This window comes from Myxococcus sp. AS-1-15 (genome assembly GCF_020037055.1).
Lineage (GTDB): Bacteria > Myxococcota > Myxococcia > Myxococcales > Myxococcaceae > Myxococcus > Myxococcus fulvus.
In genome coordinates, this window is record NZ_JAIQDF010000008.1 from 314,199 (window position 1) to 327,727 (window position 13,529).

Below are 13,529 nucleotides of genomic sequence, written 5' to 3' on the forward strand. Positions count from 1 at the left end.
GACGCGGCGAAGTCGCGGACCACGAGCCCCCGCCGCACCCGGAAACACGAAGCCCCGCCTCCCGGTGAAGGGAGCGCGGGGCTCGGTGCGTCGGGCCTTGGCGGCCGGAGCTCTGCCTAGACCTTCGCGCCCGGGGTGGGCTGGAAGACGTCGTTGAACTCGGAGATGGCCTTGTTCAGCGCCGCCTTGATGTCGTTGGTCAGCTCGCGCTTGGAGGCGATGTCCTTCGCGACGTTCGGGTGCTTGCCGTCCGCGAACTCCAGGAACTCACGCATCCAGCGCACCACGTCGGAGACGGGGATGTCGCGCACCCAGCCGCGCTTCTTGGGGTCGTCGCGGTTGGTCGCGGCGTAGATCTGCATGACCTGACGCTCGACGGAGAGCGGCTCGTACTGGCCCTGCTTGAGCAGCTCCACCATGCGGGCGCCACGGGCCAGGGTCTCCTGGGTGGCCTTGTCGAGGTCCGAGCCGAACTGGGCGAAGGCGGCCAGCTCGCGGTACTGCGCGAGGTCCAGCTTCATGGTGCCGGCGACCTGCTTCATCGCCTTGATCTGCGCGGCGGAGCCGACGCGGGACACCGACAGACCGACGTTGATGGCCGGGCGGACGCCGGAGAAGAACAGGTCCGTCTCGAGGAAGATCTGCCCGTCGGTGATGGAGATGACGTTCGTCGGGATGTAGGCGGACACGTCGCCGGCCTGCGTCTCGATGATGGGCAGCGCGGTGAGCGAGCCCGCGCCCTCCTCGTCCGACAGCTTGGCGGCGCGCTCCAGCAGGCGGCTGTGCACGTAGAACACGTCGCCCGGGTACGCCTCGCGGCCCGGCGGGCGGCGCAAGAGCAGCGACAGCTGGCGGTACGCCACGGCCTGCTTGGACAGGTCGTCGTAGATGATGAGGGCGTGCATCTTGTTGTCGCGGAAGTACTCGCCCATGGCCACGCCGGCGTACGGCGCGAAGAACTGCATCGGGGCCGGGTCGGAGGCGTTCGCCGCCACGACCGTGGTGAACTCCATGGCGCCGAAGCGGTTGAGCTTCTCCACGACCTGGGCGACGGTCGACTGCTTCTGACCGATGGCCACGTAGATGCAGTAAACGTTCAGGCCCTTCTGGTTGATGATGGTGTCGATGGCGACGGCCGTCTTGCCCGTCTGGCGGTCACCGATGATGAGCTCGCGCTGACCACGACCCACCGGCACCAGCGCGTCCAGCGCCTTGATGCCCGTCTGCAGGGGCTCGTGCACGCTCTTGCGCTTCACGATGCCGGGCGCCTTCACCTCCAGGCGGCGCGTCTCGGTCCCCTCGATGGGGCCCTTGCCGTCCAGGGGCTGGCCGAGCGGGTCCACCACGCGGCCGAGCAGGCCCTTGCCCACGGGCACGGAGGCGATCTGCTGGGTGCGCTTGACGGTGTCGCCCTCGCGGATGGTCTGGAAGTCACCCATGATGGCGACGCCGACGTTGTCCTCCTCGAGGTTGAGGACCAGGCCCTTCACGCCGTTGGTGAACTCCACCAGCTCACCGGCCAGCACGCCCTCCAGGCCGTAGATGCGCGCGATACCGTCGCCGACGGACAGCACGGTGCCCGTCTCCGCGACGGTGACCTTCTTGCCGTAGTCCTTGATCTGCTCCCGGATGATTCTGCTGATCTCGTCGGCGCGGATTTCCATGGGCGTTTTGCGTCCTCGAACAGGGGGCGGGCCGGGTCGGTTCGGGTCCGCCAAAGCTTAAGAAGTCGGGGCCCCTTACCACGCACCCCCGGCCCCTGCAATGCGCACGACATTCGGGGCTCTCGGGGCATTATCAACCCCTTAAGTCCCGGCGCTCCCACACCGGCCGAGCGAGGGCGGGCGGGCGCTCGCGGCGCCCTAGCGGACGGAGGATTCGCGGGGCAGCCAGACGACGAAGCGCGTTCCTCCCTGGGAGGACTCCACGGTGAGCCGGCCCCCGTGGGCCACGGCCACCTGCCGGGCGATGAACAGGCCCAGACCCAGGCCCTCGGCGCTGGCGGGGCGGCCCCGGCGGAAGGGCTCGAAGAGGGTGGCGTGCTCCTCCTGCGGCACCATCAGCGAGTCGTTGCGGATGGACAGCGTCACGCCCCCCACCGCGCCCACCAGCTTGAGCCACACCGGGGTGGGCTCCGGGCTGTGCTGGAGCACGCTGCCCAGCAGCGTGTCCGCCAGCTGGGTGATGCGCCCCGCGTCCCAGTGGCCCCGCAAATCCCCCTGCGTCTCCATCAGCAGCGTGCGGCCCGGGTGCACCTGCCGCCGCTCCTCCAGGACCTTCTCCACCAGCCGGTCCAGCACCAGCGGCTCCGGGCGCACCGGCAGCCCGCCGGACAGCCGGGCCCGGGTGAAGTCGAGCAGCTCGTGGATCATCCGCTCCATGCGCCGCGCGGCCTGGGCCACGTGCCCCACCAGCCGCTGCTGGGGCTCCTCCAGGTTCTCCAGCCGCTGCAGGGCGCTCGTGCCGGACTGGATGCTCTCCAGCGGGGAGCGCAAATCGTGGCCCACCACGCCCAGCAGCTGCTCCCGGAAGTGCTCGGTGCGCTCGGCGCGTTCCTCCGCCGCCTTGCGCCCGCTGATGTCCCAGATGGCGGCCAGCCGCACCTGCCGGCCCTCCCACGTCACGAACTTCCCCAGCACTTCCAAGGGGATGCGCTGGCCATCGCGCCGCACGCACATGACCTCGTAGGGTGTCTCCACCCCCCGGGCCACCGCGGACATGACGGCGGGCCGGTACTCCGGCGCCACCCATTCGACCAGGTGGTGGCCGATCAACTCCCGGGGCGAGTCGTGGCCCAGGAGGTGCGCCAGCGCGCGGTTGGCGTCCAGCACCACGCCGTTCTCATGCAGGAAGTGCCCGTCACAGGCCACGTCGGCCAGGCTGCGCATGTGCGCCTCGCGCTCGCGCAGCCGGGCCTCGTCGCGCACGCGCTCCGTCTCGTCGCGCACCCACAGCACCACGCCCGCCAGCACCCCGGCCTGGTGCGCCGGGGACAGCCCCACCCGCAGGTGCTTCTCACCCGAGCCCGCGGCCAGCACCCCCGTCAGCGGCGCCTCCACCACGTTCTCCCCCGAGAGGGCACGCGTCAGCAGCGGGGCCAGCGAGAAGGCCACCTTCGGCCAGACGTCCACCAGGGGACGCCCCAGATAGGCCCGGGTCTCCAGCCCCGACAGCGACGTCAGCGCGCCATTCACCCACACGGGCCTGAACTCCCTGTCCAGCAGGGCGATGCCACAACCCGTCGCGTTCAGCAGCGCGCCGAGGAAGGGCCAGGCCTCCTCGGGGGCCACGGCGAACATCGGGCCACCGGGAAGGGGGTGAAACAGGGACTGCGGCATGTTGAGGTCGTCCAGAAAACCCGGGGTTGCCCCGTGTTCCCCCGAGTATACCTCTGTCCCAGGGCTACTGGAAATGCCGGTTTGCCCCGGACTACCGGGTGCGTGGACGACCTGGGGCGTTGGCCGCGAGGATGCGGCCGCACGCCCCGGACGGCGGGTGCTACTTCAGCTCGCGGCGCATCTGGTCCAGCTGGGTGCGCAGGCTGCCGTCGTACAGGATGCTGCCCACCTGGGCGGACACGCCGCCGAGCAGGCTGGGGTCCACGCGGGTCTCCAGGATGACGTCGCGCTGGGTGAGCTGCTGCAGGGTCTGGCGCAGCTGGGCCAGGGTGTCGGCCGGGAGGGCGGCGGCGCTGGTGACGTTGCCGCGGACGCGGCCGGCGCGGGCATCCGCCATGTCGCGGAACACGCGGGCGATGTCCGGCACGTAGACCAGCCGGTTGCGGTCCACCAGCAGGCGCAGGGTGTTGGCGAGCACCGGCTCCAGCCCGGGGATGAGCTTCATCACCCCTTCCACGACCTGGCCGCGCTGGGAGCGCGAGTAGGCGGGGTTGTTGAGCACGTCCGTGAGCTCGGGGTTCTTCGCGAGGATGTCCGCGAAGGTGGTGAGCTGCTCGGCGACGGCATCGATGCGGCCCGCCTCCGACGAGACGTCGAGGAGGGCACGGGCGTAGCGGCGGGCGATGGAGACGTTCACCATGACGGGTCGCGCCCTTAGCATGGTGCCCCATGGCCGTCCACCCCCGTGGCCGTCGTGCCCGGGCGGGCAGGGAAGCGACAGGCGGAGGGCAGGTCCGACGCGAGGGGGCTTGGCGAGGAGGCGGGAAGACCCGTACCGTGGGGTCCCGACCGCCCCCCATGCACGACCCCGTCATCGGCATCGACCTGGGTACCACCAACAGCGCCGTGGCCACCGTGGAAGATGGCCGGCCGCGCCTCATCCCCTCGCGCGCGGGGGGCCGCCTGACGCCCTCCGTGCTCGGCGTCACCAAGAGCGGCGAGCGCGTCGTGGGCCAGGCCGCCCAGGTGCTGGCGGAGGAGCATCCGGACTCGGTGGTCTGGGCCACCAAGCGCTTCCTCGGGCGGCGCTACACGCCGGAGCTGGTGCAGCAGGCGAAGGCGCTGGTGCCCTATCCGCTCGTCGCGGGCCCCGCCGGTGACGTGCGCGTGAAGCTGGCCGGGCGGGTGATGCCCTGCACGCAGGTCTCCGCGATGATTCTGGGCGAGCTGGCGCTGGACGCGCAGGCGCACTTCGGCCGCCCCGTCAGCAAGTGTGTCATCACCGTCCCCGCCAACTTCGACGACAACCAGCGCCAGGCCACGCGCGAGGCGGCGTCCATTGCGGGCCTGGAGGTGGTGCGGCTGGTGAACGAGCCCACCGCGGCGGCGCTCGCGTACGGGCTGTCGCGCGGCTTCGAGGGCAACGCGCTGGTGTTCGACCTGGGCGGCGGCACCTTCGATGTGTCCATCCTCGACGTGAAGTCCGGCGTCTTCGAGGTGCGCGCCACCGGCGGCGACCCCCGGCTGGGCGGCGAGGACTTCGACCAGCGAATCGTCCAGTGGCTGCTGGCCCAGGTGGACGATGAGCTGCGCCACGTGGTGTCGCAGGACGCGCAGAGCCTGAGGCGCCTGAAGGTCGCCGCCGAGGCCGCCAAGCGCGAGCTCACCGAGCACGAGGAGTCCACCATCTCCGTGACGGGGCTGGGCGACCACTCGGGCAAGGGCGGGCGCACGACGGAGCTGGAGACGGTGCTCACGCGCTCGTTCTTCGAGACGCTGTCGGAGCCCTTGTCGCGCCGCTGCCTGGAGGTGTGCGAGGGCGTGATGCGCGAGGCGAAGATGGACCCGCGCTCGGTGGACGTGGTGCTGCTGGTGGGCGGCATGACGCGCGTGCCGCTGGTGCGGCGGCTCGTCGCCGACTTCTTCGGTCGGCAGCCGTCCACGGACGTGCACCCGGACGAGGCCGTGGCGCTGGGCGCCGCGGTGCAGGCGGACGAGCTGCTGCGTCAGTCCGGTCAGGCGCTGCTGCTGGACGTGGCCAGCCAGAGCCTGGGCGTGGGCGTGCTGGGCGGGCGCGTGAAGCGGCTCATCGCGAAGAACACGGGCGTGCCCGTCGTCGCGCGCGACATCTTCTTCCCCGGCACCTCCGGCCAGCACGAGGCGCGCATCCCCGTGTACCAGGGCGAGAGCGAGTTCCAGGACGAGAACCACAAGCTGGGCGAGGTGGTGCTCAAGAACCTGCACGTGGCCGCGCGCGGAGACGTGCCGCTGGAGGTCGTCTTCGAGCTGTCCGGTGAGGCCATCCTGTCCGTGAAGGCCACGGACCTGACGACCGGCAACATGGAGACGGTGCGCCTGGAGGCGCGCGCGGGCCTGCCGCACGGCGAGGCGGAGAAGCTGGGCGCGGAGCAGGCGAACTACGCGAAGTCGCAGGGCGTGGTGGACGCGAAGCGCGCCGAGGAGCTGTTCCGCAAGCTGCTGGAGCGCGGCGAGAAGCTGGCGCGGATGCTCCAGAAGAGCGCGCAGGAGAACCCCAGCCCGGAGGCCGAGGCCGCGGTGGGCACGGTCCAGAAGCTGCTCGACGGCGGGCGCACCGCGCTGGACAGCAAGGACGCGGCGAAGTGCGCCGCCATCGCCCGGCAGCTCACGCAGCTGTTGTCCGGCGGCAAGCAGGAGCCGCGGGCCTGATGAACGGGCCCGGCTCCACCACGCGGGAAGCCGTGTTCGTGGTGGACGACTCGCGCACCGCGCGCGAGGTGGTGCGGCTGCACCTGGCCCGGCTGGGCTGCGAGCCGGTGACGCTGGAGGGCGGCGAGGCGTGTCTGGCGGAGCTGGCCCGCCGCGCGCCCATGCTCATCCTGATGGACCTGCGCATGGAGCGCATGCAGGGCGACGAGGTGTGCCGCGCGGTGAAGTCACACCCCGCGGGCCGCAACGTGCCCGTCATCATGTTCACCTCCGCCGGCGAGCCGCACGAGGTGATGCACTGCTGGCGCGCGGGCGCGGATGACTTCCTGCCCAAGCCCGTCGCGCTCGAGGCGCTGCAGGCCAAGCTGGTGGCGGTGCGCAACGCCCGTGAGCGCGCGAAGGAGGGGCCTCCCAAGGGCCGCCGCGTGCTGCTCGTCGAGGGCGGCCGCTTCCTGCACACGTTCCTGGGCGGCTCGCTGGAGCAGGAGGGCCTGCACGTCCTCTACGCGCGCGACGCGCAGGACGCGGAGGCGCTCGCGGCGGAGCACGGCGCGCAGCTCGACGGCTTCCTCGTCGACGTGTCGCGGGCCCCGCGCGAGACGCTGGCCCTGGCCGCGCGGCTGCGCGACGCGAACCCGAAGAAGCCGCTGGTGCTCCTGTCGCGCGCGGAGGAGTCCGGTGAGGTGCTCGCCCGTGCGCAGGCCTTGTCGGGCGCGCCGCTGCTGGAGAAGCGCCACCTGGGCGCCGATGAGCTGCTCGGGCGCGTGCTGTCGCGGCTGACGCCCGACCGCGTCCCCCTGCGGGCCGCCGAGCGCGTGCCCTTCTTCACCGTGGTGGAGTTCGCCCCGCTGGCCGGGGGCGCCGCGCTGACGGGCTTCAGCCACGACGCCAGCCCCGAGGCCCTCTTCGTGCGCACGCTCACCCCGGCGCGCGAGGGCACCCGGTTGTCGTTGAAGGTGTCGCTCGCCGGACAGCGCTCACCGTGCTCGGCCGAGGCCACCGTCGTCTGGGCCAACCCGCCGCGCACCCCTGGCGCCTTCCGTGCACCGGCGGGCATGGGCCTGCGCCTGGAGCGCATGGACCCGGCGCTGACGCAGCAGTTCGTCCGCTTCGTGCCGCGGACTCACGGATTTCCCCCCACGGGGAATCCGCGCGCCTCAGGTTTCTGAGAGGCCCTGGCGCCCGCAAGCCCCTGGAAATCCCGGTGTCCCGAGTCAGCGTGGTTGCTGGCATGGGGGTGGCAAGAGCGCGCCCGGGCCGTGCCGTCATCCGGGCATGGCGGGCTGGGGGATTCCAGCTCGCGCCGCGGATGAGGCCAACAGACACGAACCGGGAGGAATCTCATGCGGCGATGGAAGCGCTACGGATGGGTGGGGCTGGTGGCGGTGGCTGCGGTGGGTTGTGACGACGACAAGACGTATCCGCAGGTGGAGAACGAGCCGGTGGCGCAGGAGGCGCGGCTGGATGCCTTCGAGGGCTGCGAGGCGCTGGAGCGGCACATCGAGGACACGGCGACGAAGCGGATGCGCGCGTCGGTGGAGTCGATGCGGCCCCGCGGTCTGCAGTGGTGGTTCGGCGACGGCGCGGCGCCTCCCACGGGCGCGCCCATGCCCTCCGAGGACAACGGTGGCGCTGGCGCGCCGCGCGGCCCCGACGACTACACGGGCACCAACAACCAGGTGGCCGGCGTGCACGAGGCGGACTTCGTGCAGAACGACGGCAACCACATCTTCGTGCTGTCCGGGTCCAAGCTGTATGTGAATCGCTCCTGGCCCGCGGACCAGCTCACGCGCGTGTCGTCGCTGGCCATCGAAGGTCAGCCGCGCGAGATGCTCTACGACAAGGAGCGCCAGCGGCTGGTCATCGCGTCGCAGGTGTACGAGGACCGTCCCGGTCGTCCCTCGGTGTGGGGCGACTCCCCGATGATGGGCGCGCCCCTGCCGGACTGCGCGGGCCTGCGCTGCGGCTACATGCAGGGCGGCACGCTGAAGGTGACGGTGGTGGACGTGTCGGACCTGGCGTCGCCCCAGGTGAAGCAGCAGGTGTTCCTGCCGGGCGGCTACCTCACCGCGCGCCGCGTGGACAGCGCCGTGCGGCTGGTGATGACGGACGAGTTCCGCTGGCCCTCGGACGTGCGCTTCTACCCCGAGTACTCCCGTGAGCTGGAGAACCGCGACAAGATGAACGCGGCGCTCGACGCGCTCATCGTCAAGAACGAGAAGCTCATCCGCGACCAGACGCTGGCGGACTGGGTGGAGCCCGGTCGCCGGGTGGCGGCGGACGGCACCACCACCGCGCTGCCCTTCTCCTGCTCGGACTTCTTCCACGCCAACGCGCCCACGGGGCTGGGCTTCGTGACGGTGCTGTCGCTGGACCTGGACACGGTGGAAGGCGCCGCGCCGCTGGGCCGCACCAGCGTGGTGTCCGCGCCGGGCGTGGTGTACGCGTCCACCGAGTCCCTGTACCTGTCCGCCAACCACTGGTGGTGGCAGCAGGTGGCGGAGCAGTCCGACCACTCGTACATCCACAAGTTCGACATCCGTGAGCCGGCGCGCGCCACGTACGTGGGCAGCGGCTCGGTGGCTGGAGTGCTGGTCAACCAGTTCGCCATGGACGAGCACGAGGGCGTGCTGCGCGTGGCCACCACGGTGACGACGTGGCGCACGGCGGGCAATGGTGACGGCGTGTCGACGCCCACCACCAACGGCCCGGACACCGTGAGCCGGCTGGTGACGTTCGCCCCGAAGAACGGGCGGCTGGAGGAGCTGGGGCGCAGCGAGGACCTGGCGCCGACCGAGCGCATCTTCAGCGCGCGCTTCGTGGGCAAGAAGGGCTACATCGTGACCTTCCGCCAGACGGACCCGCTCTTCACCTTCGACCTGAGCGACCCGGCCCACCCGCGCAAGGTGGGCGAGCTGAAGATTCCGGGCTTCTCCACGTACATCCACCCGCTGGGTGACACGCACCTGCTCACCTTTGGCGAGGACCGCGACGAGGACGGCGGCTGGCGCAACCGCGCGCTGAAGCTGTCGCTGTTCGACGTGACGGACCTGGCCAACCCCCGCGAGGCCTTCACCCACCGGATGGGGACGAGCGGCTCCGGCAGCGAGGCCCTGCACGACCACAAGGCGTTCAACTACTTCGCGGCCAAGGGCCTGGTGGCGGTGCCCTTCGTGGACTGGGACTACAGCCGCCCCGACTACTGGTCCGGCTTCACCAGCGAGCTGCGCGTGTTCCGCGTGGACACGGCCACGGGCTTCACGCCGGTGGGCGCGGTGTCGGCGCGGGACATGTTCCAGCGCTTCGAGCACCCGCACTGGAGCTGGTACTGGGCGCCGGAGGTGCGCCGCAGTGTGATGGCGGATGACTTCGTGTACGCCATCACCGACGCGGGCATCCGCGTGGCCAACGTGGGGGCCCTCCAGACGCCCCTGGCCACCACGTACTTCGACGCGCCGGTGCCCTGAGGCACCGGTGTGACGGCTCGGGGCCTCGGGACATGATGTGGGTCCCGGGGCCCCTTCGTTTCGTGGGCACCCCAGGGGTCAGGAGAGGGAGCGCGGGGGCGTCGCTCTCGGCTGGCGCATTCCATGGCGGAAGGCGCTATAGGCCGAGGCCGCCATGTCCACCGCCGTCGCACCCTCCTCGTCGTCGCCCCGGCCCGGCTCCCGTCGCGCCGCCATCCTGGCGGAGCTTCGCGCGCTCTCTCGCCTGGCCATCCCCATCGCGATTGCCCAGGGCGGCCAGTCGCTCATGGGGCTGGTGGACACGCTGGTGGTGGGGCGGGCGGGCACGTCGGCGCTGGCCTCCGTGGGGCTGGGCAACGGCCTGTTCTTCGCCGTCAGCGGCTTCGGCATGGGGCTGATGATGGGGTTCGACCCGCTCCTGTCCCAGGCGGTGGGCGGGCGCGCCATGGCGAGGGCGCGGGGGCTGCTGTGGCAAGGCGGCTGGATGTCGCTGTTCGCCGGGCTGCTGCTGTTCAGCCTGCTGATGTTGTCGCCCCTGCTCCTGCCGCTCGCGGGCATCGGCGAGACGGAAATCGCGGGGGCCTGGGACTACCTGCTGTGGCGCGGGCCGAGCCTGCCGCTGATGCTGGCCTTCCTGACGATGCGCTCCTATCTCCAGTCCACCGCGTACACGCGGCCGCTGGTGGTGGCGACGGTGCTGGCGAACGTGCTGAACCTGGGCGCGGACATCCTGCTGGTGTTCGGCGGCGCGAACCTGCCCGGGTACCTCGGCCCCCTGCGGGCCGTGCCGGCGATGGGCGTGGCCGGGTCGGCGCTGGCCTCGACGCTGTGCACGATGTTGCAGCTGGGCGTGGTGGTGCTGGCCATCGCGAAGCTGCCCGCGCCGGAGGGCGAGCGGCCCGTGCGTCGGCCCGTGTGGAGCGACCTGGCCCAGGCGATCCGGGTGGGTGTGCCCATTGGCCTGCACATCGCCGCGGAGATTGGCGTCTTCGCGCTGGCGGGCGTGCTGTCGGCGGGGCTGGGAGCCGCGAGCGTGGGGGCGCATCAAATCGCCATCGCGTACTCGAGCGTCACCTTCACGGTGGCCATGGGCATCGGCAACGCGGGGAGCGTGCGGGTGGGCTGGGCGGTGGGCGCGCACGACACGCCCCGGGCGCGGCTCAGCGGCTTCATCGCCTTCGCGGGCGGCGCGGGCTTCATGGCGCTGGGGGCGCTGGCGTTCGCGCTCTTCCCCGGGGCCCTGGCCCGGCTGGCGGGCGCCCCCGAGGACGTGCTCCCGCTGGTGGTGCCCCTGCTGATGGTGAGCGCCATCTTCCAGGTGTTCGACGGGGTGCAGGGCGTGGGCGCGGGCGTGCTGCGCGGCGCGGGCGACACGCGCTTCACGTTCCTGGCGAACATGGTGGGGCACTACGCCATCGGCCTGCCGCTCACGCTGCTGCTGGGCTTCAAGCTGGGGCTGGGCGTGGTGGGCATCTGGTGGGGCCTGTGCGCGGGGCTCATCGCGGTGGCGCTGTCGCTGCTCTGGCGCTTCAACCGCATCAGCGCCGGCACGCTGCGCCCGCTCGAGTCGTGAGCGGGCGCGGCGTCCTCGCCGGCTACCAGGGCAGGTACTGCTGAATCATCTCCCGCCAGACGGGCCAGTCGTGGTTGCCGCCCTGCCAGATGGCGAGCTGGTTGCCGATGTCCTTCTTCCACAACAGGCTGGAGAGGTGCTCGTTGGAGGGGCGGCAGAAGTCGTGCTCGCCCACCGCCAGCACCATCTCCACGCGCTGGAGCGCGGCGAGCTGGCTGTTGTCGTGGACGTTGGGCAGCCACTGCGTGGCGGAGTGGAAGTAGACGTCGTTGTCCTGGTGGCCGTCGAGGAACTCGTCCGTCTCGAACTTGCCGCCCATGGAGATGAGCCGGCGGAAGACGTGCGGGTGGCGCAGGCCCACGTTGTACGTGTGGAAGCCGCCGAAGCTGCACCCGGCCAGGGTGAGGCGCCCGCCGGTGCTGCGGCTCATCAGCAGCGGCACCACCTCGTTGAGCAGGTATTGCTCCCACTCCTGGTGCCGGGCGATGCGGTCATGCGGGTGCACGGACGTGTTGAACCAGGACTCTTCGTCCACGGAGTCCGGGCACACGATGACGTAGCGGCCGGACTGGACGCGGTCGGCGATGGCGCCGATGAGGCCGAAGTCCTCGGCCTGGAAGAAGCGGCCGCGACTGGTGGGCAGCAGCAGCACGGGTTCTCCCGAGTGGCCGTAGAGCAAGAGCTCCATGTCCCGATGCAGGCGCGCGCTATGCCAGCGGTGGTATTCGCGGTTCATGGGGCGCGAGCTTAACCGCGCCGCGTCAAGGACGGGCAACGTCAGGTGCGTGTGGTCCTGACGGACCTCGCTTTCGCCGCGGCGGGTGTCGGGTGCTGGAAGGATGCCCCCGGGGAGTTCAGTCCGGCCAGTTCCCCTCGAGGGCATGGGGGCCTTCGGTGAAGGCGTGCACCAGGTGGGTGCCACCGACGAAGGCGCCGGCCCAGGAGCCGCCCTTGCCGCCGAAGGGCTCCTCGCGGTCTCCGCGCGAGCGCAGCCTGTTGATGCCGACCTTGAAGGCCTGCAGCTGGGAGGCGAGGCGCTCGGCGAGCTGTGGGTCATCGGTGGCCACGGAGGCGACGAGCGCGCCTTGGGAGACATTGGCTTCGCGGATGAGCTCCTCCTCGGAGTCCACGGACATGAGGACGTCGACGGGGCCGAAGGGCTCGCGCAGGTAGAGCTCGCTGTCGCGAGGCACGCCGAAGAGCAGGGTGGGGGCGATGTAGCTCCCGCGCGACTGGCCCGGGGTGAAGGCGTCATCGGCGAGCGTGCCCTCGTGCAGCACCGCGGCGCCGCGCTCGCGGGCGTCGTCGATGAGCGCGCGCAGCTCCGCCACCTTGCTGGCGGAGATGAGCGGGCCGAAGTCCACGTCGCCGCCGAGCAGTGGGTGGCCCACGCGCAGCGAGGACGCGGCGTCCACGTAGGCGCGCACGAACCGGGGGACGAGGGACTTCTCGACGACCCAGCGGGTGTAGGCGGTGCAGCGCTGCTTGCCGAAGTCGAAGCCCGCGCGAATCTGGCGGGAGAGGCCGTCCCAGTCGGTGAACCGGGTGATGGCGTAGGCGTTCACGCCCTCCATCTCCAGGGCGTAGCGCTTGTTCGTGTCGCGCAGGCGGCGGTGGACCTCGGCGCCGTTGGCGCGGCCGCCGATGAAGGCGACCCCGGCGATGAGCGGGTGGCCCACGAGGGCCTCGGAGAGGTCCTTGCCGCGACCGCCCGCGAGCGACACGGGCAGGCCCGCGCGGCGCATCAGCGCGAAGGCGAGGGTGAGCGAGACGCCGCCCCCTTGCGTGGGAATCTTCGCGATGACCGAGTTCCCCGCGAGCGTCTGCACGAGCACGTTGAGCAGCAGGACGGAGAAGGGATAGTTCCAGGAGGCGATGTTCGACACGAGGCCGAGCGGCGCGCGGGACTCGAGCATCGGGCCGATGTTCTCCAGGTACCACTCGAGGCCGGTGAGGCAGCGGTCCACGTCGTTGCTGGCCGTGGGCAGCGTCTTGCCGATGTCCCAGGCGAGGACGCGGACGAGCAGGTCCCGGTGGTCCTCGAGCGAGTCCAGCGCGTCGAGGACGGCGTGCATGCGCGCGTTGAGCGAGCGGGCGGACCAGGGGAGGAACTCGCCGGCGGCCTTCTCCACGGCCTGGACGGCCTGGGCTTGAGAGAGCAGCGGCAGTGACGCGAGCACCTGGCCGTCGATGGGCGAGCGCGCGTCGAACCACGCGGGCGGGTGGACCCAGGAGCCCGCGATGGGGGAGAGCAGACGGCCTTGGGCGTCGAAGGCCTCGGGGACGACTCGCCGGGCTTCGGCCAGCAGGCGGGAGCTTTCGAGGTGAAGCAGGGGCTCGCCAACGAGTTCAATCTGCGACATGGGTCTACCTCCTCGCGCGTCGGGATTCGCTGCGAAGAATCGAGGCCGCGTTCATGACGGGTCGCGGCATGGGCGAATATCGTCACGCGCGCGCAGGATG

At 71.3% G+C, this 13,529-nt stretch carries 9 protein-coding genes; 4 read left to right on the top strand and 5 right to left on the bottom strand.

Annotation, left to right across the window (positions count from 1 at the left end):
* Nucleotides 1-116 precede the first annotated feature (116 nt).
* From atpA to atpH, 3 genes are all read right to left on the bottom strand, one after another.
* Nucleotides 117-1,664 (bottom strand): F0F1 ATP synthase subunit alpha, encoded by a 1,548-nt coding sequence (gene atpA / locus K8625_RS22955; RefSeq protein ID WP_223751157.1) that lies wholly within the window; start codon nucleotides 1,662-1,664, stop codon nucleotides 117-119.
* 198 nt (nucleotides 1,665-1,862) lie between these two features.
* Entirely contained in the window at nucleotides 1,863-3,299 is a 1,437-nt protein-coding gene (locus K8625_RS22960; RefSeq protein ID WP_223783907.1) for a PAS domain-containing protein, read from the bottom strand.
* A 199-nt stretch (nucleotides 3,300-3,498) separates the two neighbouring features.
* Nucleotides 3,499-4,038 (bottom strand): ATP synthase F1 subunit delta, encoded by a 540-nt coding sequence (gene atpH / locus K8625_RS22965; RefSeq protein ID WP_223751233.1) that lies wholly within the window; start codon nucleotides 4,036-4,038, stop codon nucleotides 3,499-3,501.
* 158 nt (nucleotides 4,039-4,196) lie between these two features.
* On the opposite strand from atpH, the gene K8625_RS22970 reads away from it, so the two are divergent.
* The 4 genes from K8625_RS22970 to K8625_RS22985 all read left to right on the top strand — a co-directional run bounded on the left by K8625_RS22970 (nucleotide 4,197) and on the right by K8625_RS22985 (nucleotide 11,066).
* On the top strand, nucleotides 4,197-6,026 hold the full coding sequence (locus K8625_RS22970; protein WP_223783908.1) for an Hsp70 family protein: 1,830 nt from the start codon (nucleotides 4,197-4,199) through the stop codon (nucleotides 6,024-6,026).
* Nucleotides 6,026-7,195, top strand: coding sequence for a TIGR02266 family protein (locus tag K8625_RS22975; protein ID WP_223783909.1), 1,170 nt, complete (start codon nucleotides 6,026-6,028; stop codon nucleotides 7,193-7,195). The genes K8625_RS22970 and K8625_RS22975 overlap by 1 nt, the downstream gene beginning before the upstream one ends.
* Nucleotides 7,196-7,369: 174 nt before the next feature.
* Nucleotides 7,370-9,493 (top strand): beta-propeller domain-containing protein, encoded by a 2,124-nt coding sequence (locus tag K8625_RS22980; RefSeq protein WP_223783910.1) that lies wholly within the window; start codon nucleotides 7,370-7,372, stop codon nucleotides 9,491-9,493.
* A gap of 154 nt (nucleotides 9,494-9,647) precedes the next feature.
* Nucleotides 9,648-11,066 (top strand): MATE family efflux transporter, encoded by a 1,419-nt coding sequence (locus tag K8625_RS22985; RefSeq protein WP_223751153.1) that lies wholly within the window; start codon nucleotides 9,648-9,650, stop codon nucleotides 11,064-11,066.
* A gap of 22 nt (nucleotides 11,067-11,088) precedes the next feature.
* Here the strand turns inward: K8625_RS22985 and K8625_RS22990 are convergent, their stop codons facing one another.
* Both K8625_RS22990 and K8625_RS22995 read right to left on the bottom strand, forming a co-directional pair.
* Nucleotides 11,089-11,802 carry an esterase family protein gene (locus K8625_RS22990; RefSeq protein ID WP_223751152.1) on the bottom strand — a complete coding sequence of 238 codons (714 nt, stop codon included), beginning with the start codon at nucleotides 11,800-11,802 and terminating at the stop codon, nucleotides 11,089-11,091.
* Nucleotides 11,803-11,920: 118 nt separating this feature from the next.
* On the bottom strand, nucleotides 11,921-13,429 hold the full coding sequence (locus tag K8625_RS22995) for an aldehyde dehydrogenase family protein (RefSeq protein WP_223783911.1): 1,509 nt from the start codon (nucleotides 13,427-13,429) through the stop codon (nucleotides 11,921-11,923).
* Nucleotides 13,430-13,529 lie beyond the last annotated feature (100 nt).